General features: G+C 54.5%; 22 protein-coding genes. 6 read left to right on the top strand and 16 right to left on the bottom strand.

The genetic code is table 11. The annotated features are described in order from the left end of the window. Positions 1-2 precede the first annotated feature (2 nt). The 9 genes from AC1RSM_RS16900 to argE form a co-directional block, all read right to left on the bottom strand. Positions 3-731 carry an ABC transporter ATP-binding protein gene (locus AC1RSM_RS16900; RefSeq protein ID WP_492933736.1) on the bottom strand — a complete coding sequence of 243 codons (729 nt, stop codon included), beginning with the start codon at positions 729-731 and terminating at the stop codon, positions 3-5. Next, a complete protein-coding gene (locus tag AC1RSM_RS16895) occupies positions 728-1,486 on the bottom strand; it encodes an ABC transporter ATP-binding protein (RefSeq protein WP_492933735.1) in 759 nt (252 codons plus the stop codon). The genes AC1RSM_RS16900 and AC1RSM_RS16895 overlap by 4 nt, the downstream gene beginning before the upstream one ends. After that, on the bottom strand, positions 1,479-2,438 hold the full coding sequence (locus AC1RSM_RS16890; RefSeq protein ID WP_492933734.1) for a branched-chain amino acid ABC transporter permease: 960 nt from the start codon (positions 2,436-2,438) through the stop codon (positions 1,479-1,481). Before AC1RSM_RS16890 ends, AC1RSM_RS16895 begins: the two co-directional genes overlap by 8 nt. Further along, positions 2,439-3,314 (bottom strand): branched-chain amino acid ABC transporter permease, encoded by an 876-nt coding sequence (locus tag AC1RSM_RS16885; protein ID WP_492933733.1) that lies wholly within the window; start codon positions 3,312-3,314, stop codon positions 2,439-2,441. It abuts the gene before it with no gap. 44 nt (positions 3,315-3,358) lie between these two features. Beyond that, a complete protein-coding gene (locus AC1RSM_RS16880) occupies positions 3,359-4,489 on the bottom strand; it encodes an ABC transporter substrate-binding protein (RefSeq protein ID WP_492933732.1) in 1,131 nt (376 codons plus the stop codon). 515 nt (positions 4,490-5,004) lie between these two features. Further along, positions 5,005-5,976 (bottom strand): tripartite tricarboxylate transporter substrate-binding protein, encoded by a 972-nt coding sequence (locus tag AC1RSM_RS16875; RefSeq protein ID WP_492933731.1) that lies wholly within the window; start codon positions 5,974-5,976, stop codon positions 5,005-5,007. 29 nt (positions 5,977-6,005) lie between these two features. After that, the gene (locus AC1RSM_RS16870) at positions 6,006-7,010 is read right to left on the bottom strand and encodes an ornithine cyclodeaminase family protein (protein ID WP_492933730.1); all 1,005 of its coding nucleotides are present in this window, start codon (positions 7,008-7,010) and stop codon (positions 6,006-6,008) included. A 2-nt stretch (positions 7,011-7,012) separates the two neighbouring features. Next, the gene (locus AC1RSM_RS16865) at positions 7,013-7,987 is read right to left on the bottom strand and encodes a threonine ammonia-lyase (protein WP_492933729.1); all 975 of its coding nucleotides are present in this window, start codon (positions 7,985-7,987) and stop codon (positions 7,013-7,015) included. A gap of 30 nt (positions 7,988-8,017) precedes the next feature. Continuing rightward, on the bottom strand, positions 8,018-9,214 hold the full coding sequence (argE, locus tag AC1RSM_RS16860; RefSeq protein WP_492933728.1) for an acetylornithine deacetylase: 1,197 nt from the start codon (positions 9,212-9,214) through the stop codon (positions 8,018-8,020). 109 nt (positions 9,215-9,323) lie between these two features. Here argE and AC1RSM_RS16855 point away from each other — a divergent pair, with 109 nt between their 5' ends. The 4 genes from AC1RSM_RS16855 to AC1RSM_RS16840 all read left to right on the top strand — a co-directional run bounded on the left by AC1RSM_RS16855 (position 9,324) and on the right by AC1RSM_RS16840 (position 12,949). Further along, complete coding sequence (locus AC1RSM_RS16855) at positions 9,324-9,926, top strand: helix-turn-helix domain-containing protein (RefSeq protein ID WP_492933727.1); 603 nt, start codon at positions 9,324-9,326, stop codon at positions 9,924-9,926. Positions 9,927-10,098: 172 nt separating this feature from the next. Beyond that, entirely contained in the window at positions 10,099-11,472 is a 1,374-nt protein-coding gene (gene mnmE / locus AC1RSM_RS16850) for a tRNA uridine-5-carboxymethylaminomethyl(34) synthesis GTPase MnmE (protein ID WP_492933726.1), read from the top strand. 101 nt (positions 11,473-11,573) lie between these two features. Continuing rightward, positions 11,574-12,431, top strand: a complete 858-nt coding sequence (dinD, locus tag AC1RSM_RS16845; RefSeq protein WP_492933725.1) for a DNA damage-inducible protein D — start codon at positions 11,574-11,576, stop codon at positions 12,429-12,431. 125 nt (positions 12,432-12,556) lie between these two features. Next, positions 12,557-12,949 carry a DUF6180 family protein gene (locus AC1RSM_RS16840; RefSeq protein WP_492933724.1) on the top strand — a complete coding sequence of 131 codons (393 nt, stop codon included), beginning with the start codon at positions 12,557-12,559 and terminating at the stop codon, positions 12,947-12,949. A 136-nt stretch (positions 12,950-13,085) separates the two neighbouring features. Here the strand turns inward: AC1RSM_RS16840 and AC1RSM_RS16835 are convergent, their stop codons facing one another. Beyond that, complete coding sequence (locus AC1RSM_RS16835) at positions 13,086-13,586, bottom strand: hypothetical protein (RefSeq protein WP_492933723.1); 501 nt, start codon at positions 13,584-13,586, stop codon at positions 13,086-13,088. A gap of 178 nt (positions 13,587-13,764) precedes the next feature. Here AC1RSM_RS16835 and AC1RSM_RS16830 point away from each other — a divergent pair, with 178 nt between their 5' ends. Continuing rightward, positions 13,765-17,088 carry an autotransporter outer membrane beta-barrel domain-containing protein gene (locus AC1RSM_RS16830; RefSeq protein WP_492933722.1) on the top strand — a complete coding sequence of 1,108 codons (3,324 nt, stop codon included), beginning with the start codon at positions 13,765-13,767 and terminating at the stop codon, positions 17,086-17,088. 28 nt (positions 17,089-17,116) lie between these two features. Here the strand turns inward: AC1RSM_RS16830 and AC1RSM_RS16825 are convergent, their stop codons facing one another. From AC1RSM_RS16825 to AC1RSM_RS16810, 4 genes are all read right to left on the bottom strand, one after another. After that, positions 17,117-17,869, bottom strand: coding sequence for a DUF4880 domain-containing protein (locus AC1RSM_RS16825; protein ID WP_492933721.1), 753 nt, complete (start codon positions 17,867-17,869; stop codon positions 17,117-17,119). A 277-nt stretch (positions 17,870-18,146) separates the two neighbouring features. Then, positions 18,147-19,016 carry a hypothetical protein gene (locus tag AC1RSM_RS16820; protein WP_492933720.1) on the bottom strand — a complete coding sequence of 290 codons (870 nt, stop codon included), beginning with the start codon at positions 19,014-19,016 and terminating at the stop codon, positions 18,147-18,149. A gap of 326 nt (positions 19,017-19,342) precedes the next feature. Beyond that, the gene (locus AC1RSM_RS16815) at positions 19,343-20,131 is read right to left on the bottom strand and encodes a PhzF family phenazine biosynthesis protein (RefSeq protein WP_492933719.1); all 789 of its coding nucleotides are present in this window, start codon (positions 20,129-20,131) and stop codon (positions 19,343-19,345) included. A gap of 273 nt (positions 20,132-20,404) precedes the next feature. After that, the gene (locus AC1RSM_RS16810) at positions 20,405-20,758 is read right to left on the bottom strand and encodes a winged helix-turn-helix domain-containing protein (RefSeq protein WP_153231475.1); all 354 of its coding nucleotides are present in this window, start codon (positions 20,756-20,758) and stop codon (positions 20,405-20,407) included. A 561-nt stretch (positions 20,759-21,319) separates the two neighbouring features. On the opposite strand from AC1RSM_RS16810, the gene AC1RSM_RS16805 reads away from it, so the two are divergent. Further along, positions 21,320-22,237, top strand: coding sequence for a pyridoxal-phosphate dependent enzyme (locus AC1RSM_RS16805; protein WP_492933718.1), 918 nt, complete (start codon positions 21,320-21,322; stop codon positions 22,235-22,237). Positions 22,238-22,446: 209 nt separating this feature from the next. On the opposite strand, the gene AC1RSM_RS16800 is transcribed toward AC1RSM_RS16805, so the two are convergent. Both AC1RSM_RS16800 and asd read right to left on the bottom strand, forming a co-directional pair. Then, on the bottom strand, positions 22,447-23,448 hold the full coding sequence (locus tag AC1RSM_RS16800) for an Lnb N-terminal periplasmic domain-containing protein (RefSeq protein WP_492933717.1): 1,002 nt from the start codon (positions 23,446-23,448) through the stop codon (positions 22,447-22,449). A 106-nt stretch (positions 23,449-23,554) separates the two neighbouring features. Then, positions 23,555-24,403 carry an archaetidylserine decarboxylase gene (gene asd, locus AC1RSM_RS16795; RefSeq protein WP_492933716.1) on the bottom strand — a complete coding sequence of 283 codons (849 nt, stop codon included), beginning with the start codon at positions 24,401-24,403 and terminating at the stop codon, positions 23,555-23,557. Between the last annotated feature and the right edge of the window lie 158 nt (positions 24,404-24,561).

Genomic DNA, 24,561 nt, shown 5'->3' with positions numbered 1-24,561 from the left:
AATCAGCCTCCCAGATAAGCGCTTAACAGTTCAGGGTCTTGCAGCATGCTGGCACTGTCTTTTTCGGCAATGACACGTCCGGTCTCTAGCACATAGGCCCGGCTGGCCACGTTAAGAGCGTTATGCACGTTCTGCTCCACAACCAGAATAGACACCCCGTGTTCGCTGATATCGCGCACGACTTGAAAGACCTCCAGCGCCATCTTGGGACTCAAACCTAAAGAGGGCTCATCCAGAATCAGCAGCTCGGGCTCGGACATCAGTGCCCGGGCAATCGCCAACATCTGTTGCTCTCCACCACTTAGCGTGCCGGCCAGTTGGCGGTAGCGCTCTTTCAGACGTGGAAACCGGTGAAAGGCAATGCCTTTACGGCGCTCAACCTCGGACTTGGATTTGATCAGGTAAGCACCCAGATCCAGATTGTCTTCAACCGTCATCTCGGGCCATACATGCCGCTCTTCAGGACAATGCGCCAAGCCCAGCTTCAAAATGTGTTCAGGGCTGCGGCCACTGATCACTTGTCCTTTCCAGCTAATCTGGCCAGCAGTAGGGCGGATCAAGCCGGAGATTGCCCTGAGTGTGGTGGATTTGCCTGCCCCGTTAGCCCCCAGAATGGCTACAACTTCGCCGGGTTGAACATGCAAGCTAACGCCATGCAAAGCGGTCAAATTGCCATATCCCGCGACCACGTCATGCAAAGCCAAGAGCGGTGGAATTTCCTGTGTATTCATGCCGCTTTCCCCATATAAGCTTCCAGCACTTGCTCATTGGCCTGAATCTGCGCGGGTGTACCCGTCGCCAGTTTTTTGCCAAAGTTCATGACGACGATCTGGTCGGACACACGCATAATCAGACCCATGTTGTGCTCTACCAGCAAAATGGATTCCACCCATTGCCCCGGCAATTGCCTGAGCAAATCGGCCAAGCCTTCTGCCTCGTGAGTGTTCAATCCGGCCGCTGGCTCATCCAGCATCAACAGCCTGGGCTTGGCGCTCAAGGCCACCCCCACTTCCAGCAGACGCAATTCACCGCAAGACAATGAACCGGCCAGGATATCGGCACGCTTGGAAAGCCCGATCTGCTCAAGGATGCGGCTGGCCGAATCGCTAATTTCCTGCTGAACCTGCGCCTGCTCCTTGCTGGGCCAGAACGTACGCCAGAGCGGCGCGCGATCACGCAGATAATGGGCATGCACTAGGTTGTCAAAAGCGCTTAGGGACCGCAGCACATTGGTCTTTTGGAAGGTGCGAATGACCCCCTGCTGTGCCATGCGATAAGGCTTGCTGGCTGTGACCTCTTGCCCATCCCACAGCACCCGCCCACGGGTGGGCTGATAAAAGCCGGTAATGAGGTTAAAGCAGGTGGTTTTGCCCGCCCCATTAGGCCCGATCAAGCTGACGATCTGCCCAGAGGGAACCGTAAAATCAATGTCCTGGACCGCATGAATACCGCCAAAGGATTTGCTAAGACCGCACACTTCAAGCATGACGCGTCCTCCCAAACAAATGATGAAAACGCTGCTGCACAAAGCCCATGATTCCGTTGGGGGCGAACAGCACCGAAGCCATGACAATCAGCCCAAAGAGGGACAGGCGCAATTCCTTGAACTCACGCAGGTATTCCTCCAGCAAGGCCACCACAATGGCTCCGGCAATAGGCCCCAGCAAGGTGCCTTTACCGCCCAGCAAAACAATAATGATCATGGTCGCCGTGAACGGAAAACCGAACACTTCGGGACCCACAAAACTGATGTAGCTGGCGTAATACGCGCCGGCAATCCCGGCCAGAAAGGCCGCCACCACAAAGACAAATTGCGAATAGCGGAAGGGGTCGATACCGACTGACTGGGCCACGTAATTGTTTTCCCGCATCGTGACTGCAGCTCGGCCTGCGCTGGAGTGAACCAAGCGATAGCAGATATAGAAAGTGATGGCTGCCAGCACAATCCCCATCACTACAAAGCCGCGTTTGCCCGCCAACCAGGGCGTCATATCCAGCACCGCAGGATGAGCCACCCCCGAGATGCCCATCGGGCCATTGGTCAGGTCTACCCAGTTATTGGCCAATAGACGCAAGACCTCGGCAAACGCCAGCGTCACAATCACAAAGAAGGGCCCATTCAGACGCAGGGTGACGCGCCCAATCACATAACCGGCCGCAGCAGCAATCAAGGCAGCCGCTGCAATCGTTACCGTGACGGGCCAGCCCACCGCGGGCGAACTCAAAATAGCGACGGAATACGCGCCCAGACCAAAAAATGCCACATGCCCCAGCGGGAACTCCCCCACATAGCCAATAATTAAATTCAGGCTACTGGCCAGGACGCTGTACATCAGCACCAGCACCAGGATATGCAGCAAGTAATCGTTCTGAACAAAACAAGCGAGCAAGGCCGACAAGACCAGAAAGCCCACCATAACGTGACGTTCTATTTTCATTTATGCGCGCTCCGCTCGAACCGAAAACAAGCCATAGGGGCGGAAAAACAGAATCAAAATAACCAGTGCAAAACCCACCATGTCTGCGGTGCCCGTTTGCACATAGCCACCCCACAGAGCCTCTGCCACACCCAGGATCAAGCCGCCCAAAATGGCTCCGCCGAAATTGCCCATCCCCCCAAGGATCACAACCACAAAGGCCTTCAAACTGATCAAGCCACCGATGGAGGCCTGCGCCACATAGATGGAGCTGAGCAACATGCCCGAGGTTGCCGCCAGGACCACGCCCAAAGCGAAGGTCGATGCGTAGATAGTGGCGGTATTAATGCCTACCAGGCTTGCAGCCGTCGAGTCCTGAAACGTGGCCCGCATGGCTTTGCCCAAGCGCGTTTTCTGGATCAGCAAACGCGCACCCACAATGGCGGCAATGGACATCCCGATGGCAAAGATTCGAACTTCGGTAATGAAGATAGGCCCAATGAACATCGGGGTGTTGGGCACCGGCGCAATCACTTTGAGCGGTGCCGTCCCCACTATCATCAAGGCCGTATTCGTCAGAAAAATCGACAGCCCAATCGTCAGCAAAATACCCGGTTCCGGGCCTTTGTCCCGGATGCGCGCAATCAAGAAACGATCCAGCAACCAGCCAAACAAGGCCACGACCACCACGACCAGCGCCAGCCCTACAAAGAAATTCAGCCCCAACTGCTGGGTAACTAGCCACCCCAGCAGCCCACCGATCATGTAGAACTCGCCATGAGCAAAGTTCACCAATCGCATCAGGCCAAAAATCAAGGTCAGACCTAGCGCTGACAGAGCGTAGAACGTCCCATTAACCAGTCCATTGGCAATGAACTGCAGCAATAAATCAAACACAATGCCCCCTCAAAAAACGATGAAACCCACAGCCCATGGCCGTCTTAATCTGCCGTTACGGTCGCTTGGGCCACAATGTCCGGTTGCCCGTTCTTGAGCTGCACCAGCACGGCATCAAAACCGTAGCCTTGTCGTTTTTCGTTGAATTTGAAGTTGCCATTGGGACCGTTGTAGTCTGTCGCCGGCAGTGCCAAGCGGATCTTGTCCGGGTCCGCTTCCCCGGCACGCTCTATCGCATCCATGATGATGTTGAGTGCGTTGTAGCCAGCTACCGAATACTTGCCGGGCAGTTCCCCGTACTCTTTCTGATAGGACTGAACGAACTCCAGATTTTCGGGGCGTTGCAAGGTATGGGCGTAGGGAACAGCCGCATGAATGCCTTCCGATGCAGAGCCAGCCAAATTAACGAAATCGGCCGTGGCCCAGCTACCCACGCCAAAGATCAAACTTTGCAGGCCCACTTCCTTCATCTGTTTGACCAGAATCGAGCCATCCTGGGTTTCTGCAGCCACAAAGACGCCATCCGGCTTAGCAGCCCGTACACGCGTCAGCAGCGTGTAGAAGTCAGTCGTGCCATGGTCAAAATACAGTTTCTGTACGGTTTCACCGCCCAGCGCTTCGATCTGGCTGGAGAACTCCTCCATCCCCCCGCGGCCCCAATCATCGTTGACCGCGATGTAGGCAATTTTTTTCAGCTTGAGCTGCTCGACCAAGATGGTGGCGAAGGCATGTGCCAGCAAACCATCCGTTTCCGCCGTCCGGAAAAACCATTCATTGCCGCGATCCGTTAAATCGCTTTTGGAGGACACGCCCGATAGCAAAGGCACTTTGTATTTTTGTGCCACGCTCATGGCCGCAATCGTGGCTGAACTGCAAAAGGCGCCCGAAATAATCGGCACCTTGTCTTTCTGGATCAATTTTTCAGCCGCGTTCACGGTTTTAGAGGGCTGACACTCACCATCCTCAATAGCCAGTTCCACCTGCTGCCCCAGAACACCGCCACGAGCGTTCCGTTCTTTGACAGCCAGCTTGGAACCATTCACATCGGCCTCGCCGTTGTATGCCACCGAACCGGTTAAAGGCTGAATCACACCGATTTTGATGGTCTGTGCTTGTACGGCCCCCACAGCCCCCAGCGTCACGAGCAACCCCATCGTCAATATCGTTTTACGCACCTGTCTCTCCTTCCGTGGTTTTCTAATGACCTGCTTCGTTAATTCGAGTTTGAAATATATTAACTGGCTAGCCAATAAATAAAACATAGGGAATTCCCTAGAAACCTAAAACAATAATTCCTCTATATATATCAGCCACTTATTGAACTTAAGCGCGATCGCTAAGATGGCTTCACTCAGGGAAGTTCAGAAAACTGGCGCAGGCAACGGAGCAAATTTGATGCTATTTCCCAGTCTCAGACCGGGAGTTTTACCTGTGTTCAAGGCTGATAAATCAACTGAATTTTGCCAAGCTAAAGCCTAGATCACCGTCTTCCCTTTCGGGGGAAAAGGCCTGTTTTTTCGCACTGTGATCTACCAATCAGCCGGGCCGAAACTGAGTACGCAGCTTGGTACTGGGGGCGCTTGTTCTATTATTAAAATTGCTACAAGCAACGGGCCTGATTGGGTATCAGGCCCGCATATATTTGCTTCAAAACGAGTACATCAAGGCGTCCGCACAGACACCCTTAGCCTTACTGCTGCAAGTACCCCGACTCCTTAATGATGGGACCCCAGGTATCCAGATCGTCCTGAACAATACGGGACAGCTCCTGCGCGTCGCCCGATTCTGGTCGGAAACCGATAGGCGTGATGGCGCTTTCAATCTTGGGCAACTTGGCCACTTCGTTAAAGGCGTCCTGGAACTGCTTAACCATCTCGGGTTCCATGCCCAATGGCGCAAAAATCCCCATCCAGCCCGAGGCCTTCAGATCGCCATAGCCCATCTCTGCAAAAGTAGGTACGTCCTTCAAGATAGGCAGACGTTCAGCCCCGGTAATACCCAGCACGCGCACTGAACCGGCGGCGACGTGTTCGGTAATCATGCCCACGGCATCCACCCCTGCAGGGATATGGTCACCCAGCAAGTCGTTGATCAACGGTGCGCCCCCTTTGTACGGCACGGGGGACATCTGGATATCGTTTTTCTTGGCAATGCTGTAACCCATGAACTGGGGTGCACTGCCAGGGGCGGGGATGCCGTAATGACCGTATTTTTCCGGCTCTTTGCGCACCAGTTCTACGTACTCCGCCAATGTGTTCGCCGGCGTGGTTTTACCCACAACAAAGATATGCTCGAACTTGGCAATCACCGCGACTGGCGCAAAATCCTTCATGGGATCGTAAGTGACCGTTTTCACCGTTAGAGGCAAGGTCGTCATCATGTGGTTATTGGCTACCAACAGCACAGACCCATCGGTGGGGGAGCGCAAAAACCCTTGCGCGGCTACCTGCCCACCTGCTCCCGCACGGTTGTCCACCACCACGTTCACACCCAGCTTGTCACGCAGTTGCTCGGCATAGACCCGTGCCACGGCATCGGCAGTGCCGCCCGCTGGATACCCCACTACCAGGCGTACCGTGTCTGGCAATTTACTGGCCACCGATACACCCATTGCCAAGGCTAATGCCGTTCCCAGCAAAACCTGCGCCCATTTCTTTTTCATTGCTCCTCTCCTGCCTCTTGATGACGCTATTAAAGTTCTACTACTCGTCCACTTCCTTGTTGGGCATGACGGCTTAGCAAAGCGGCCGCCGTCAGTACATCTTCAAATGCCAGTCCCAAGGATTTAAAAATTGTGATTTCTTCCGCATTCAGGCGGCCTGCAGCTTGCCCCTCCAAAACGGCGCCCAGCTCGTTTAGCTCAGTGTCCGCAGACAAATAGCCCTGCTTGCACGCATTCAAAAATTCGCCCGATTCATTACGCGTGGATTGCGCCCTGTCCACAAACAAGCGGCCCGCCGTCATGGTGGGCCCGTCCAGTTCACTGCTGGCCGGTGTGCTAGAACCCATCGCAGTAATGTGTGTACCCGGGCACAGCCATTCACGCTGCAAGACCGGCGTGGCGGAACTTGTTGCCGTCAGCACCATATCGGACTGAGCCACCGCTTCTTGTGGTGTGGCACCGGCAATCAAGGGGCAATCCAGATAGGCCTGAGCCTCTTCAATAAAATGCTGAGCCGATTGTGCCGAGCGCGTAATAACAAAGACTTTGCTCAGGGGGCGCACCTGCGCTACTGCCCGCAACTGCCACAGGGCCTGATGCCCACCCCCAAACAAGGTCAGCACGCTGGCCTCGGGCCGCGCCAACATATCAGTGGCCAGGCCACTAACCGCGGCCGTGCGCAGGGCGGTGACACTGCTGGCATCCAGAATGGCCCGTGTTTCACCGGTCAGGCCACTCATCAACAGCACGCAACCTTGATGCGGATCTTTACCCAGACGCACATTGTCTGGAAACAAGGTGCCCATCTTGGCACCGTACAGAGGCTCGGGATAAATCTCGGGCATGTCGATGCAGGCAGGCATCATGCCCAAAAAACCCGTGGACAAGCTGCTGCGCACAATCGTGCGCAAAGGCTGATCAATACGACCTTGTTGCAGGGCGATAAAGCCGTGGCGCATCAGATCGATGGCCGCCCCTAAATCCAGCCCGTCATACACTTCCTGGGCTTTTGCTACATAAACGGTGGGCTGCATGCTTAGCCTTGCGCCAATGGCGTATTGATATGCCGGGTAAAGGTCTCGGTATCCGTGTTGGAACCACAAAACAGCACACCTACCCGCTGTCCGGCCAAGTGCTTGCGCAAGGGGAACATCAAAGCGGCGGTCGCCACGGCACACGCCGGTTCCGTCGCCATCTTGAATTCTTCAAACAGGAAGTGCATCCCAGCGCGGATCTGGTCGTCGTTGACGGTAACCAGGGTATCGATATTGTCCTGACACACACGGAAGCTGAACTCATCGGTATGCGGGGCCATCAAGCTGTCAGCAATCGACTGCATGGCACCGATTTTTTGCGGTTCGCCCGCCTGACGGCTCAGTGCCATCACATTAGCTCCCACCGGCTCAATGCCATAGACCACACAATCGGGCTGCCACAGCTTGACGGCTGCTGACACGCCAGCTGCCAGGCCACCGCCACCAATGGGCACCAGCACGGCGTCCAGCTTGCCCGCTTGCTGCAACCACTCGTAGCCCAAGGTGGCTGTACCCAGCACGGTAGGGTAGGTACTGAACGGATGGATAAAGCTCATCTGTTCTTCTTTCTCGATCTGGCGCACCAGCTCAAAAGCCTGTTCACCGTTGTCGGCAAACACAATCTCCGCACCGTATTCACGGCACAGGGCAACTCGTGCCGGGCTGGCCGTCTTGATCATCACGGTTTTAGCTTTCACGCCCATTTGGTGGGCCGCGTAGGCCACGGCCACAGCGTGATTGCCTGCCGATACGCAGGTCACCCCTTGCTGGCGCGCTTCTTCAGACAAGCTCAGCAGGTTATTGAAGGCACCGCGTGCCTTGAAGGTGCCCGAAGCCTGCAAATGCTCGAACTTGAAATTGACTGCGCTATCCAGACGCCGGGTTTGGTAATCGAACACCGGCGTCTGGCGCACATAGGGACGCAGACGCTCATGCGCCTGCACCACGTTTTCCTGGGTAACTTTATCTGTTGTCATGGGTTTGTCTGGAAACCTGTTTATTCGTTTTTAGGAAGCAACTGACTGGCTGCGAATCAGGGCACGCAAGAACTGCTCGCACTGATCCACCTGAGCCAGTTCTACGTATTCATCGGGGCGGTGAGCCTGCTCGATATTGCCGGGACCACAAATAATGGACGGGACCCCCGCTTGCTGGAACAGACCGGCTTCAGTGCCATAAGCCACTTTACGAACCGTCGTGTCGCGTGTCAGTTCACGCACCAACTGGGTGATGGCCGCTTGCTCTTCCGGGTTCAGGCCGGGGGCGCTGGCCAGTTTTTCCAGCTCCACCAGCGCATCGGGGTGTTCACGACGCATGGCAGGCAAGACTTTCAAGTCAATGAATTCACGAATTTCTTGCAGGATGGGCTCAGGGTCCACACCGGGCAGATTGCGGTACTCAAACTCAAATTCGCACAGATCGGGCACCGTATTGAGCGCAATGCCGCCACGAATCATGCTGGTTTGCAGTGTGGTGAAGGGCACGTCGAAGTCATGGTCGTAAGGGCCCATGCTCTTGTAATCATCAGCCAGATCACGAATCGCGGTAATGATGCGCGCCGCATGCTCAATCGCGTTCACTCCTTTGGGCGTCAAGGACGAATGCGCCGCATGACCATGCACCCGGCAGCGATACGCATTAATGCCTTTATGCGCCACGATGGTACGCATGCTGGTGGGTTCACCCACCACGCAGCCTTCAGGGTTGACGCCACGGCGCACCAGATCATCGATCATCACCGGCGCCCCCACGCAACCGACTTCCTCGTCGTAGGAATAGGCCAGGTGAATGGGTTTGGCCAGCTTGGTCGCCAGGATTTCCGGAACCAGCTGCAGCGTGACACCAACAAATCCCTTCATGTCGCAGGCACCGCGGCCATAGAGGCGATCATCGCGGATCTCTGCCTTGAATGGGTCGCTGGTCCAGTTTTGACCGTCCACCGGCACCACATCCGTATGGCCGGACAGCACAATGCCACCCGTCTTAGTGCCATCGGCAGCGGGGATAGTGGCAAACAAATTGGCCTTGCGACCACTGGCATCATGAGTCAGTACCGTTTCCACCCCTTGCTGCTGCAAATAGGCTTGAACATCGTGAATCAGGGCCAGGTTAGATTCCCGGCTTGTCGTATCATAAGCAATCAGTTTTTGTATCCATTCCACCGAGGTAGAGGGATAAGCAGTAGGATCAAACAACGCAGTCATGCCTTCTTTCTCCCGACGTAAAGCGTGTAGTTCTATACAATAGGACAGAGTTTTCTTATAAGAAAATTAATAATATCTATAAGAACATGGTTTCTTACTTCTTTAGGTTATGACAAAAGACTTAGCCAACACCGCCCCGAATTTATTGAGCAAAACAGCCATGGGGGCGCGCATCCGCGATGAACGCAAACGACAGGGATTGACCCTGTTGATGTTGGCCCGCTTATCCAATGTCTCTTTGTCCACCCTGTCCAAAGCAGAACGCGGTTTGATAGGCCTGAGCTACGAGAAATTCCTGGCCGTCAGCCGAGCCTTGAAAATGGATTTGTCAGACCTGTTCAAGACCCCACGAGATCAAAACGAATCGGGCATGGACATTTTGGTAGGCCGGGCATCACGCACCGTGACCTACCACGCGCACCGCTACGAATACGGCATGCTGGCTTCCGAGTGGGTCAATAAACAGATGACACCCATGCACGGACGTGTCCTGGCGGGCGAGCCCCGCAATGCCACGGACTTTAGCCAGCACGAGGGCGAAGAATTTATTTTTGTCATCGATGGCCAACTGACCATGCAGTTCCAGGACGGCCGCCGCCATGTCCTGCAGTCCCGCGACAGCATTTACTTCAAAAGCAATCTGGGCCACCTGTACCTGTGCGAGCACGGGGAGAGCGTGGAGATTTTGGTGGTATGTGTAAACGGGCACTAAGCCTGTCGGGCGCAAGGAGCTGGCGTTTGATTTCTTGATTGTCAGAGCGTAGCTTGCCCCATCACCATCACAAGCGTTTTTAAGACGGACAAAGGCGTCCTGCCTAGGTCCGAGCCGAACCCATTGCTCCATTACAATACGGTTCTATTCCGCCTTTTTGATCGATCTGCCCATGTCCAGCTCTTCCCCTATTGTGGCTATTGCCACCGCCCCCGGCCGGGGTGGTATTGGTGTCATCCGCGTGTCGGGTACCGACCTTAGCGCTCTGATCCAGACACTGTTTGGTCGCACACTACAAGCGCGCCACGCACACTTTCTGCCCTTCAAGGATGCTCAGGGCGAGGCCATCGACGAAGGCATTGCCCTGTTTTTCAAAGGCCCGCATTCTTATACCGGCGAAGACGTACTGGAGCTGCAAGGCCACGGCGGCCCGGCCGTTCTACGCCGCCTGCTGGACCGCTGCCTGGAAGCAGGCAAAGACATGGAATTGCGGCTGGCTGAACCAGGTGAATTCACTCAACGCGCCTTCCTCAATGACAGGCTGGATTTAGCCCAGGCCGAGGCCGTCGCTGACCTGATCGACGCTTCTTCAGAAGCCGCCGCCCGCAGTGCCGTGGCCTCCCTGTCCGGCGTGTTTTCCAACAATGTGAACGCATTGGCCGACCGCATCATTCACCTGCGCATGCTGGTTGAAGCCACCTTGGATTTCCCCGAAGAAGAAATCGACTTTCTAGAGAAATACCAGGCTGCGGCCACCCTGCAAGGCATACAGGACGAGCTGGAACGTATCTTGCAGCACTCGCGCCAAGGAGCCATTCTGCGAGAGGGCTTGCACGTTGTCCTGGCAGGCCAGCCCAACGTGGGCAAATCCAGTCTGCTCAACGCGCTAGCCGGCGAAGACGTAGCCATCGTGACCGATATCGCCGGCACCACCCGCGACCGCGTCATGCAACTGATCCACATCGACGGCATCCCGCTGCATATCGTGGACACCGCTGGCCTGCGTGATACCGACGATACGGTGGAGCGCATTGGTATCGCCCGTACCTGGGACGAGATCGCTAAAGCCAATGTAATCGTGCACCTGCTGGACGCCCGCAATCCGCAAGACGAACTGGACAGTGCCATAACCAGCCGCCTGCCAGCCCACGTACCCGTGCTGCGGGTCTATAACAAGATAGACTTGCTGACACCTGAGCAACAAGCTGCTTTGCCCGCCCAGGAAAGCGGCGCCACCGTGCTACCTATTTCTGCCCGCAAAGACAAAGGTTTGGATACGCTGCGCCGCACCTTGCTGGACATTGCAGGCTGGAACCCGGGCAGCGAATCGCCCTGGCTGGCCCGGGAGCGTCACCTGCGTGCTTTGGAGCGGGCCGAATACCACCTGGGCCTGGCCGCAGAACACGCCACTCACAGCGATCAAGTACTGGATCTGTTTGCCGAAGAACTACGCCTGGCGCATCTGGACCTATGCTCCATCACCGGCGAATTCAGCAGCGATGACTTGCTGGGAGAGATCTTTTCCAGTTTTTGTATTGGGAAGTGATGCAGACCTGAACACCATCGGTGTCTCATCACACTAGCCCTAGAACCCGGCAAGGCTTCCAAGGATGTCCTTACAAGCGCCGGGCGACCCGGAGACACCAAATGGAAACCCAGGACATTACGCAACTGACAAACCAATTCGATGACTTGAGCCACACCATCCCTGAAGAGGGCGTGGAGTTCTGGTTTGCCCGCGACCTGATGGAGCCTTTGGGCTATGTGCGCTGGGAAAACTTCAAGACTGCGATAGATCGGGCTGTAGAGTCTTGTAAAACCACTGGTTACGAAGAAGGAGACCATTTTCGTGGCGTCACGAAAATGGTCCAGATTGGTAGCGGAGCAGATCGTTCAATAGAAGACATCATGCTCACCCGCTATGCCTGCTATCTCATCGCCCAGAACGGCGACCCACGAAAGCCAGCAATCGCGTTTGCGCAAAGCTACTTTGCTATCCAAACCCGCAAACAGGAGCTGATTGAAGACCGCATGCGTCTGCAGGCTCGCTTGGATGCCCGCGGACGTCTTCGAGAGTCCGAAAGGACACTCTCGCAAAATCTCTATGAACATGGCGTAGACGATAGGGGCTTTGGCCGTATCCGATCCAAGGGTGATGCGGCTCTATTTGGGGGGCACACCACCAAGATGATGAAAGACCGCTACGGCATTACCCAGACACGCCCTTTGGCTGACTTTCTGCCTACGCTAACCATTGCTGCCAAGAATCTTGCCACTGAGATGACGAACCACAACGTCACGCAAGAGCAGCTACATGGCGAAACTTTGATCACCCGCGAACACGAACAGAACAACCGCAGTGTGCGAGATATGCTCGGCCAGCGCGGCATCCAGCCTGAACAACTCCCCGCTGAAGAAGACATTAAAAAACTGGAGCGTCGCGTAAAAACTGAAGAGAAGAAATTACTGAAACAAACTGGAAAGCTCCCAGTCCCAAAACAGTAGGGCTAAAGCCCTCACTGCCCCTTAGTACAAACCCGAAACTTAGTCCTGAATTACGCAGCATCAAAGCCTGCCCTGGCCGTTCAGGTCTATGCTGGGTTTTCCATCGTCTCCTGCGGGAGGGCGTCATGCGCAAACTACGAAAATGGGTTTTGATGGCCGCTTTGATCCACGCCGCTTTCGCGGTAGAGGCTCAGGAGCTGGAGCCTTTGGAACTGGAAGCCGAACAGCGTTCTATTTCCCGCTTAAACGTCGCCCAGTGCCTGGAGACAGTCAAGCAAACTGCGGCGGGGGAAGGCTATCAACAAAGCAATGAAACGGACACCAGCAACGGTCAGTTAGGGGTGTACATGGGTTCTGCGCCGCTGGGGGGCGGTTCGCTGGTGGTCTATTGCATTGGCCTGAACCCCTCTACGGCCTACATCATCCAGACCAAGGCTCAGGTCAGCGCGGATTTGATGTCCCCCCATCAGCTGAACCACAAAATCACCCGTGCTTTGACGGTAGCAACGCAACCCTAAGACCTGTAGCCAGCGGCTATTTCAACTACACAATCTGCCGCACAAAAAAAGGGCGCAGTAAGCGGGTTCAAGGGGCAAACCACACCCACCTAAGCCACCTGCGCCCCAAGGAGTCCAAAGCCAGTCGAACGGCTTTTTACTTCATCAATAAATTCGCTACTTCCACGCGGGACTCACCACCCAATTCAATGTCGTCCATGACCTTGTTCAGCATGGAATGGGCACTGGTCAGTGCACCGTTCAAACTGTTCAGTTCAGACTGCACACGCTCAAGCTCCTGCTTTTTTTCTGCTTCGCTGCCTGTATTACTGGCCTGGATACGCTGCAACTCCAGCAGCTTTTGCTGGATCTGTTCTTTCAGGTCGCGGATGCGTTTCAGTAAGTCTTTGACGCCATCGGGCAAGGAGCTGTCATCAATGTCCTTGTCGCGCTCTTTCTGATTAGCTTGCTGACTGGTCAAAGACAGCTCTTTCCCAAGTGGGGACAGAGTCACCTTGATACGGCCTGATGCATCAATACCGCCCCCGCCATCTTGTTCTGACACCACAGGGGGTGTCACCGCAGCGGCGTGTAAAGGTTCTACTACCGGGAGATTTTGAGCGTGCGTTAAACCCTGGCCGCTGATCTCTATCGTCATAATTACTCCTCTTGGACAAGTCATCCCATACAGGTTACGGCTGCCAGTCCCCTTGTCTTTACCCTTTTAGGCCCGAAAGACTGTTGTGCCGTGTACTCAGCAGCCCAGGCACGTTCAGAAATAAGTAGCCCAAAAAGACACTTTTATTTACTTTTACACAAAAAGTGCCTTTTAACCCTTGCCCTCCACCTCTCTGACTCCTATGGACTTCAAAATCAAAGCACTACTAGGCCACACCTTGCTGGCCCTGAGCTGGGCCAGCAGCGCCCACGCCTACGAGACAGAAATCATTCTGAACAAGCAAGGTCAAAAGGCCTTTGAGCTGCGGGTTTACGGCCCCAGCGATGGGAGCTACGACGCGACTGGCCAATCAGAACAGCGCATTTCCCCCAGGGAGGTTGACGAAAATGGCCGATTGAAAATTCGTGCCGCGCTGGAGCGCTGGGCCGAAATCATTACCTTGCCCGCTGATTACACACCCGCTGTTATCAACTTGGGCACCATGAATGGACAAAATGCCAATGCCTATGGCGAATACATCTCCAACCCAGAGCACCCGAACTTCACCATATCGGCATTGCAGGCACGCTTGCAGGGACTATTCCCGGGTAACCCGAATAGCCCGGATGCCATTGTCGGCGTCGGAGAGCTGGATATGGACACAGCCCCCGTCACCCCCAGCCAATTGCCTTTAACGGGCAAGGTTGACTACAACGCGGTGATTTTCCACGAGTTGGCCCACGCTTTGGGCATTAACAACCAGGTCGTAAGCAATCCACTCGCGAACAGCTCTGACAAGCCGACTCCCTATTTTCTGAATGATTTAAGCCCCTGGGCCTTGGGTTTGCGTGACGACCAAGGACGCGCCGCCGCGCCAGGACAAAAGATCATGTGCGCCGCCTGCGATACGCCTTATGATCCCAACGCCTTTGACCTGCGTGAGGACAATGGCTACTTCACAGGGAACCATGTGCAGGAAGTCCTGAATGGTGCGATGCCGGGTATCCCTGTCAGCATTCTGTATTTTCATGATGCTCCCCAATATGGGGTAGATACGAACTACATGAGCCACACCGAGCTGCGCAACAGCTTGATGAGTCATCAGAGCTATCGGAACTACGTGAACCTGATGGAAGTGGAAGTGGCTGCTCTGCAAGACATTGGGCTGTCAATTGATAGACGCAACTTCTTTGGGTACTCGGTTTACGGTGACGACGTGACCCTGAACAATACCAATGGCTACTTTGCTCGCAATGAAGACGGCACGGCCTACCTGCCCGGTCAGTACAACATGGCCACACAAGGTTTGGGCCTGCACATTTATGGCGAGCGCAACACCATTACCCAAACAGCTGATCTGCTGACAGCCGGCCCAGGAGGCATAGGAGTGCGTGTGGACGGCAGCGAAAACACACTCCTTATTCCTGAAGCGACGCGTATTCATGCTCAGGGCTGGTATGGTCGCGGTCTGCAGTTCAGCTATGGCCGCCATCACAATATTGTCCAGCAAGGTGAGGTCCGGGCGGATGGCCCTGATGGCGTCGGAGCCTTGTTTGATTTTGGTCAGAACGCCATGGGTAGCAACGATGAGTATCACGGCTCCTGGCTGTATTTGAGCAATCGTCCGACACCCATGCCCGAAATTCTGAAAGGCGCCCTGATCTCCAACTACGACTTGTCGGGCACCTTGTCAGGCTCTACGGCGGCCATTCATATCTCGGACAATGCCTGGGTACAGAACATCAATATCCTGCAAGGCGCACAGATTACGGGTGACATTCGCTCTGATTACAACCGTCGCGACACTGACCAGGAACTGCTGCTGACCCGCGTCACTTTCGGTCTGAAGGCCAATGAACAAGGGCAGGCGACGGCGGTGGCCGATGCGGACTTCCAGATGCGCTATGACGGCAATATCAAAGGCCAAAACAATCTGGCGCTGGTCATTGCCGGGGGCGCAACGTCCTTGAACGGGGAACATGAGCTATTTGGCGCGCGTGTCGATCAAGGCGCCACCTTATACGGGAATAGCCAATTCACCATTAATCCCGAATACAACTTCACCAATAACGGCACACTCAGTCCTGGCAACTCCTACGGGAGCATGACGATCAAGGGCAACTTTATCCAGGGCCCTGATGGACGAATGCTGGTGGAAGCATCCACCACGCAGAATGATCACATTGACGTGCAAGGCTTGGCCCAACTGGATGGTGAGCTGCATCTGGACCTGCAGCCAGACTGGTATCAAAACGGCTGGACATTGGATCAGGACAAGGTGTTCACCGCCAGCCAGACACAAGGGCAGTTTGCCTTATACAGTGCCACGCTGGCGTCGCCCAGCTTGAATGTGCACAGCAATGGCAATGGCTGGACCGTCAGCCGACAACAGGACGCTTATGCCCAATATGCGGCCTCGCCCAATGCCGCCGCAGTCGGCCAAAGCCTGGCGCAAGCCTCCTTCGGGAATCAGTCTTTAGCGTCCGTGTATCAGGCCATGGACTTCTCGCGTGCCGATGGTAGCGATATCGGCCTGGCGCTGGACCAATTAAGCGCTGGCTCCTATGCCGCTCAGACAGCCGCCAGTTTGCGCCGTGAACAGCTGGTGTCCGAACAACTACGCCAGACTGCCGGGCTGGACAAGAGTGGCTGGCAAAGCTTCATCCAGACCTATGGGGGGCGCTACCACTGGCAACTGGGCAGCAATGATGTGGATCACCGTAGTGACACCTACGGCATCTTGCTCGGTGCTGAGCATCGCGCCGAAGGCAGCGACTGGAGCCTGGGTGTGCACGGCAATGCCAATGAGCAACGTGTAAACATTGACGCCCCCTTCCAGGCCAAGAGCAAATTGACCGGTCTGGGTTTGGGCCTGCATGCACGCTATCGCGGCTACAGCCATGAAGGCTGGAATGGTCTGGCACAACTGCGCATAGGGATAGAGCAGGGCAAGATGAATCGTGACATCAGCTTTGCTGGCTATCAGGCACGGCCCGCCTCTGATTGGACAGGCAAGACATTCTCGCTGGGTGTGCAGACTGGCTATAACTGGGCACTGGGCGAGAACGGCAGTATCGGCCCGATGGTGGCCTTGGATTACATCCATTACCGTCGCCCCGGTCTGGAAGAAAGCGGGGATGCCGCCAGCCGTCTGCAATTAGACTCCAGTCGGCAAAATGCCTTGCAAGCGTCTGTAGGTCTGGCCCTACGTCAGAACTGGGCATTGAGCCAGGACCGTCAACTGCAGACTTCTTTATCCGTAGCTTGGGAGCAGGCTTTACTGCGTCGTAATCAGACCCAACATGCCGCGTTTGCCAATGCACAATCCGTGAACTTTGATGGGCGCTATGCACGAGTGGATCGCCACGCCTTGGCGCTGGGGGCCAGCATCAGCTTGCAGCAATCTGAGCATCTACGTTTAGGCCTGGCTGCCAACACCCGTTTGCTCGGTGACAGCCGCGCCGATATAAACGGCAAACTATTCCTGAATTGGCTGTTCTAAATAGCCCTGAAATGTAAGAGGCCGACTATTAGTCGGCCTCATTCGGAGATACAGGAGCGGGTTGAACCCGTTTCATTCCTGACCACCGATCAACATCAAGACGCTGGCCGGGAATCAGCACCCGAATTTGCTTGCGCCACCACGTACCACTGGACACCTCGACCGAGCCGGTATCCACCGCGAACTTCATATGGTTGCTATCCAGAAAAGCAGAGAACTGCCCTCGGTTAGCACGTGCCTGAGCAAAGTTGGTAAAGACCGTCACGCTCTTTTCAGTGGGATCGGCCAGTTGCAAAAATACCTGACCCCGCATCAGCTGCAAATTCAGCCTGTCTTCGTACTCTCGAATCTCAAGGACGGAGTCCGGCCCTAACAAGAGGACAGAACCATCTACCAGACGTTGTTCCAGCGTCTGCGCGCCGGCCACCAGATGCTCTTCTCTCAGCACTCGTTCTGGCCAGGAGAAAAACACAACTAAGCACAAAACAAAGACCACCAGGCCAGCCAGCACACCTCGGTAATATGGCTTGGACAATACGGTTTTTCCATCCGGGCCCGTCAATAGACGACGAATCTCGTGCTCGGGGGCATCCAGGCTGGCATCACAAAAATAGCAAATATATCGGTACGAGCGTTCGTTCTCTGGATTGTCACGACGCCAATCCTCGAATTCGCGTAGCTCTGCAGCCGTGGCCTCGCCGGAGTTTAGGCGAGTAAACCAATAAGCGGCCTGCGCATGAGCTTGCGTGTGCTCCAGCAGCTCACCTTGATATGTAGTCATAGCGGCATATAACCTTGTTCAGTTAAGCCAGCAGTAGGACGGTTTCAGCCAAGCGTAGAACACACCGATCAGCACCAAAACCTAGGACTTAAAACCCGTAGCGACCAGCCCTCCAGCCCTCTACCTTTGAAAACGATACGTTTTTATTTTATACAATCGCTTCAAATGCTTACATTAACTCAAATTGACCCAATCAAAACAAATTCGCCTTATTTAATTACACTCACCACAAAAAAAATGCAGATTACCGGTCAAAGCGGAAGTGTTAGGCGCAGAACTACTTAACTTCCTCCCAAATCTGACCGCTATTAAGGTCATGCAAGCGCTCTTTTGCTTGAGCCGAATCGTCATCAGCAATCAACTGCATTCTCAATAGCAGCGGCCATTGCGGGAAAAATCGGTAATTAGGAGTAGATACCCGCGTACCCGCCGGATAGCTGAATCCACCTAATTGAATGTCTTGAACCAATCGTCCCTGTGATAAATAAAGCAACGCTTTATTTTTATCGACTGAGAAATAAGCTCGCTCCAAAGACAAGCCCCAGGCACGCAGCTGTAATCCACTATCCTCAACACGGACAGCCCAACGGTCCTGATCACGCTGTCCATCGATATATAAGGTGCCGGCGGGCCTAGCCTGCACCAAGGTCCCAGCAGGTAAATCCAGAACAAAAGCAGGGGCTTCGTTCACATTGGTAGCCGCTGCATAGGGACTCCAGCCCGTAATCTGATTACCCTTGGCCAAAAAACAGCTGACAAACTGGAACCCGCTTTCCGCCGATGGATCTGCTTTCATTTCAAGCATTTGACGACCATCGCACTGCCAGCCTTCCAGCTCTGCGTCCTCTGCCATCGTCAACTGCCAGTTGGAATCAGCCAGATCAGGGCGGGGGCGCTTCAGCGCCAAGACAGGCGCCCCCCCCACCATGACGGCTGCAGGGAAACGCGCCCAGGACACGCTGTCTGGATCGCCCAAGACCGCCAGCTCCAACTCGGTGCCAGCCGGCATATCCACCCCAGCAAATCGGCCTGGTTCTTTTAAAACATGTTGGCGGCTGGCAAGCTCTTGCTCGAACTCTTTATCAAACTGATAGACAGCCCATTGAAATCCGGCGTAGTAGACCCCTAAAACGAGTAAGGGAATCAACAGCAGTATCCGGGGCCACGGATTGTTCTTAAAATTTGCACGACGCCGTGGCTGGGAAAAAAGCAAAACTGCCCAGACCACCAAAATAATCAGCGCCAGCGGCCCCAGCGTAATAATCAATAAAAACGTCAAAGAAATCGGGGCGACAGGGATCATAAGCGTTCAGAAACGATAAAAAGCCGTAATAAAAGAAAGCTGCAAAAAGCAGCCGGCTCATCTTACTGATCAAGGCACCGATACCGGGCAGCAAAGTGTTACGCGCTATAGACCCACAACACAAGTGCAGCGCAGACAGACTGCACCTGTGCCTGGAGCACCGCAGGGCCTTAAGCCACCGTAATCTGACCTTCCATATACATCACTGCCTGGCCTTTCAAAAAGACCCGGTCACCGCTTAAGGTACAGTCCAGCACACCGCCACGAGCGGAGGCCTGATAGGCCAGTAATTGGTTCTTACCCAAAATAGGGGCCCAGTAAGGCAACAAAGCACAATGAGCCGATCCAGTAACGGGATCTTCCTCAATACCGTGGCCGGGTGCAAAAAAGCGGCTGACAATATCAAACTGTCCCGTTCCCCGCGCAGTCACAATGCAACCCTCAAACCCACAGGCCATCATGGCCGCCGTATCAACCGGCGCCTGACGCACTTGCTCCTCGGACTCCAGTACCGCCATATGCGTGAACGAATTGCGCCACAGTTGCACAATCTTGGCTCCCAAGGCTTGCTCCAGCGCCGGACTATCATCCACACGGGTCACAGGCCGGGCAGGAAAATCCATCACGTAAGCGGCCCCATCGCGTCGCACCGTCAAAGCACCGCTTAAGGTGTGAAACACCACCTGCGTGTCTTGAGGGCGCACGTACTGCAGTACAACTGCGGCACTGGCCAAGGTTGCGTGGCCGCACAGAGGCACCTCAACAGAGGGAGTAAACCAGCGCAGACGGAAATCCTGGCCATGCGGAACTAAGAAAGCGGTTTCAGCCAGATTGTTTTCCATGGCAATCGACTGCAGCACCGCATCATCCAAAAACTCGGACAACAAGACCACTGCAGCCGGGTTGCCGGCAAACAAGGTGTCGGTAAAGGCATCAACCTGATAAATAGGTAATCGCATTTCGCCTCCAGGCATGGGATTGAACGGGAGTGCTCAGTATAAGAAAGCAGGCTCTTGGAAGGCGGGTAATTGCGCGCGCAATAAGGGCTTTCTTTTAATGGTGACAAGCCTTCCGGACTTTTTTAATCGCCCGTCAAGCCGCCGCTTTCAGCACTCAGGATGATTCCGTTCCAGCCCCCCGGGCCGGGCGTGCCAAACTTATCGCCGCAATGCGAATGCTTATTTTTTGGGACTTCCCAATTGCCGTGATTCAGTCATCCGCAATTAGGATGGTCAGGCATTGGCTGCTTCTAAAAGACAAGCCGAAAGGCGGTCAAAATGCAGCAGGGCAGCCTGACTGAGATCAACCTGCTTGCGGCGTGTGTCCTCCGTATCGCTCAATACGATCCAGCCTTTCTCACGCATGGACTTCAAGCGCGTATGTATGGTTGCGGGCGATCCCAGCCGTTCTACGGCCATGACATCACGCACTGACAAACGCAGGCAGTCTTTGGACGCCTTGGCAACCAACACCAAGATACGCTCTTCAAGAGGGTCCAGGCACGGCAGGCAGGGCAAGGTATGCAGCGAATCGGCGAGCTGCAAAAAACGCATATAAATATCAGCAGGTCTGGTGGCAGTTTTCATAACAAAATCTTTATTCCTTTAAGAGCCGCTACAACAGCGCCTTTTCTAGAAATAAGTTCTGGTTATTATTGTTTTTATTCCGATCAGGCAAAGCAAAAAACAACGCTACTTTATGGCCCGAGAGATCGGAATGAGTTTTTGTGCTTATCATGCACATAAAATTAAACGCTTAAAGCCAAGCCTGAAATCCATCTGATACAAGGTCCTGAGTCGGGCGATTTGCTTGGGATTTTATCAGATAAGCCCTTGATTTAGCTTGAACACTGCGCCCCCGGGGAGGGGAAATTGTAAGAAGGTGCAGACGGCAGAGCAGATAGTCAGGCGCCTCACATTAAACGCTGACAGAATGACTTAAATACCGGCACAAGGATAGTTACAAAATACCGATCCAATGATATAAGCGTCCTTTCCCCTTGCTTTACGCCCGCTTGCTCCGGCAGTCACAAAATGCGGTCCATGATCTTTAGCCAGCCCTGTTTCAGACCTATAAAATAAGGTGGACAGGGTCCTGAGCGCCCCATGCGCCCCTTCAGATCACTATAAAATCTGGAACGATAAGAAATGATTCTTCACCTTGAGACGCCACTCATCTACTCACATTCGCTAAGCGATCAACTTGGCAAGCAGATCTGGTTGAAAATGGACGCGCTGCAACCCAGCGGTTCATTCAAAATTCGCGGTATTGGCCATTTGTGTCAGCACCATGCCCAACAAGGCAAGAAACGCTTCATCATCTCCTCAGGCGGCAATGCGGGCATCGCCGTAGCCTACGCCGGACGACGCCTGAATATGCCTACTCTGGTTGTTGTGCCTGAGAGCACCAGCGAGCATGCCAGACGCTTGATTCAACGCGAAAAAGCCGAGCTGCTTGTCATCGGCCGAAACTGGCAGGAAGCCCATGAATATGCGCTGACCTTGGTGCAAGAGGACGATGCCCTGATTCATCCCTTTGATGACCCTTTGCTCTGGCAGGGCCATGCCAGCTTGATCAGGGAAGTAGGGCAGCTGGGAATACAACCAGACGCTGTCCTGCTAGCGGTCGGCGGCGGGGGTTTGCTCAGTGGTGTGGCCCAGGGAATGCAAGAGCAAGGCTGGGACAAAACTCCCATTATTGCGGTGGAAACCCAAGGCACGGCCTCGTTGGGGGAGTCGGTACGTCAACGCCAGCACATCAGTCTGGACGAAGTCAGCGGCGTGGCTACCTCGCTGGCCGCCCCCCGTGTCTGTGACCAGGCTTATGCTCTTAGCCAATCGCGCCCTATGAGCTGCGTGCAAGTAAGCGACGCCCAGGCAGTCAGCGCATGCTTGCGCTTTCTGACAGATCACCGCGTACTGGTAGAACCCGCATGTGGCGCGGCGTTGTCGACCCTTTACCTGGATCACGAAGCTCTGGCACCTTACCAAACCATTCTGGTTGTTGTCTGCGGCGGCAACACCATGACACTGGAGCAGCTTGTGCAATGGCGAGCAAGCCCTTGAGCCGCAGCGTTTAGTTTTCCAAAGAGCATTCACTATCAGGCTTAAAAGACCGATAGCTTGAGGAAATAAAAACCCCATCACATGTTTCTCATATGATGGGGTTTTATTTATTTCGATTATCTAATTTCAGCTATAAATTTAAGAACAATAATAATAAAACGTATGTTTCACGTGGAACAAAATGCGTGTAAAACAGCTTAAAAACAGCCTTATTGAGGCTTAACCAGGGGTAAACCTTGGCGAATTACCGTGGAGAAATCCTGATTCGGCTGCTGCGACAAGGCGCGGGGGTTGATGTAGCCAAGCTGGTTCAGCTCCTGGAAGCTGTAACCCGGTGCCAAGGCATCCAAGCCGTAAACATATTCTGCCAAGTAGCCCGAAGCCAAGACCCGCCAGTCCCAGGGAATGCCATCCACAATGCTGGACACCATGTCATACACAATCGTGGTGCAGTTAGCCGTCAATGTGTTGTAGAAGCGGGGAGTGGTCTGCAATTGCCGCCCTTGCTCCACATACGACAGGAACAAGGCCTGCATCGCCGGTTTTGCTAGCTCCACGCTGTACATGTACACATCTTCACCACGCGCATTGCTGCGGGTGCGCACAATATCTTGCTCCGTAGCGGCAATCAGACTTAATTCAAACTCTTTGAAAAAGCCGCCTATCGCAGAGAATGCCTCGTGCTTTTCCTTGCGGATTTCCACCGAAAACACAATATGGCGGCCATCCTCGAAGCCGAATGACACCAACGTATGCGCGATGACCGGCCCCATCCAATAGGACAGGAACATATCCACGGATTTCAGGGTTTGCAGGTCGTAATCTTGTGTGATCCAACGCTCATCAAAGTCCGTCTCGCTGCGCCAGTTAAAGTCCCGCACATTGTGCAAAGTCACAAGTGATCCCTGAACCTCGCCATAGCTCATTCTGGCCACATCGGGCGCCCACTCTCGGTCATTGCTGGGTGTGATGGTGCTCCACCAGCCTAGCAAGCCCAGAAAGCATAGAATTTGCGGCAGCAAAAGCCAGTTTTTGCCTTTGCTTAAGGCATACAGGCTCAACACGGCCACAGCGACCCAGCCAGCCAATACCAGCCAGCGTCCAAGGCCTGTTTGCCACTGGAACTGTATGGCCAAAACTCCCCAAGCCGCCACGGCCAGGACCAATAACATGACCAGAATCTTGATCACCATTGCCCACCACCTTTTCATACTCACTCCACGTACATCAAGGATATAAATTGCATTTGACCGTATGAACAGTCAAAAAAAAACCTGTGTCCACTTGAACACAGGTTTTATCCATTAGAAAGCAGGTTTAGCCCTGATGGCCCATGGCCTGACCTTGGCGAATCAGACCTTGCGGCTGCCAGCCCGAATCAAAGCGGTAGCCACTCTCTTTGGGGAACAGCAGCACAACAGTAGACCCCAACAGAAAACGCCCCATTTCCTGGCCTTTAGCCAATTCAATGTTCTGGTCTTCGTAATTCCACTCATGGATCTTGCCGTCACGCGAAGCATTCACGACGCCATGCCAAACCGTCGCCATGCTGCCCACTACAGTCGCCCCCACCAACACCAGGACAAACGGCCCTTGCTCGGAGTCAAACAAGCACACGACACGTTCGTTGCGGGCAAACAAGCCAGGCACACCACGCGCAGTCGTGGGATTGACGGAGAACAAGTCGCCCGGCACATGGATCATGCGCTTTAACACGCCACTGCAAGGCATGTGCACGCGGTGATAGTCTTTAGGGCTCAAGTACAGGGTCGCAAACTGCCCATCCTGATAGCGGGCAGCCTCCTGGGCGTCGCCACCCAGCAAAGCGGTGGTGGAGTAGCTATGGCCCTTCGCCTGGAAAACCTCGCCCCCTTGAATGGGTCCCAACTGGCTGATAGCACCGTCTACAGGGCTCACCAGCGCCGTATCGGCAACAGGGCGGGCTCCGGGGCGCAAAGCCCGGCCAAAGAACTCGTTAAAGGTCGCATAGCTGGCTGGGTCAGAATGTTCAGCCTCGCTCATATCGACCTGATAACGGCCAATAAAGCGCTTGATCATCCAGGTCGTGCGCGACCCCATGGGTTTGGAGGCCAAGCCCCCTAAAAATTCGGTCAGTGCCTGTTTAGGTAACAGATACTGAGGTAGAACAGCAATACGGGAATGCATAAAATCAGCTCGCAAACAAAACCTGCTTTGGCCACAGGCCAAAGCGTTTGTGCCATTCAAATGAAATGTACTTACTGCAGCACATCGTGCCAGGGCCACGGTCCTTGAAAACACCGCAGGCCAACGCAGACACGGGCATGAACAAAACAATACGCACT

The organism is Alcaligenes sp. GW821-FHT11D07 (assembly GCF_058808495.1).
The sequence above is the reverse complement of the archived record's forward strand: the minus strand, read 5'-3'. Positions and strand labels throughout refer to the sequence as shown.

Coding starts and splice junctions, on each gene's coding strand:
- AC1RSM_RS16900 (WP_492933736.1), bottom strand. CDS start 731: ATGAATACACAGGAAATTCCACCGCTCTTGGCTTTGCATGACGTGGTC.
- AC1RSM_RS16895 (WP_492933735.1), bottom strand. CDS start 1,486: ATGCTTGAAGTGTGCGGTCTTAGCAAATCCTTTGGCGGTATTCATGCG.
- AC1RSM_RS16890 (WP_492933734.1), bottom strand. CDS start 2,438: ATGAAAATAGAACGTCACGTTATGGTGGGCTTTCTGGTCTTGTCGGCC.
- AC1RSM_RS16875 (WP_492933731.1), bottom strand. CDS start 5,976: ATGAAAAAGAAATGGGCGCAGGTTTTGCTGGGAACGGCATTAGCCTTG.
- AC1RSM_RS16870 (WP_492933730.1), bottom strand. CDS start 7,010: ATGCAGCCCACCGTTTATGTAGCAAAAGCCCAGGAAGTGTATGACGGG.
- AC1RSM_RS16865 (WP_492933729.1), bottom strand. CDS start 7,987: ATGACAACAGATAAAGTTACCCAGGAAAACGTGGTGCAGGCGCATGAG.
- argE (WP_492933728.1), bottom strand. CDS start 9,214: ATGACTGCGTTGTTTGATCCTACTGCTTATCCCTCTACCTCGGTGGAA.
- AC1RSM_RS16855 (WP_492933727.1), top strand. CDS start 9,324: ATGACAAAAGACTTAGCCAACACCGCCCCGAATTTATTGAGCAAAACA.
- mnmE (WP_492933726.1), top strand. CDS start 10,099: ATGTCCAGCTCTTCCCCTATTGTGGCTATTGCCACCGCCCCCGGCCGG.
- dinD (WP_492933725.1), top strand. CDS start 11,574: ATGGAAACCCAGGACATTACGCAACTGACAAACCAATTCGATGACTTG.
- AC1RSM_RS16840 (WP_492933724.1), top strand. CDS start 12,557: ATGCGCAAACTACGAAAATGGGTTTTGATGGCCGCTTTGATCCACGCC.
- AC1RSM_RS16835 (WP_492933723.1), bottom strand. CDS start 13,586: ATGACGATAGAGATCAGCGGCCAGGGTTTAACGCACGCTCAAAATCTC.
- AC1RSM_RS16825 (WP_492933721.1), bottom strand. CDS start 17,869: ATGACTACATATCAAGGTGAGCTGCTGGAGCACACGCAAGCTCATGCG.
- AC1RSM_RS16815 (WP_492933719.1), bottom strand. CDS start 20,131: ATGCGATTACCTATTTATCAGGTTGATGCCTTTACCGACACCTTGTTT.
- AC1RSM_RS16810 (WP_153231475.1), bottom strand. CDS start 20,758: ATGAAAACTGCCACCAGACCTGCTGATATTTATATGCGTTTTTTGCAG.
- AC1RSM_RS16805 (WP_492933718.1), top strand. CDS start 21,320: ATGATTCTTCACCTTGAGACGCCACTCATCTACTCACATTCGCTAAGC.
- AC1RSM_RS16800 (WP_492933717.1), bottom strand. CDS start 23,448: ATGAAAAGGTGGTGGGCAATGGTGATCAAGATTCTGGTCATGTTATTG.
- asd (WP_492933716.1), bottom strand. CDS start 24,403: ATGCATTCCCGTATTGCTGTTCTACCTCAGTATCTGTTACCTAAACAG.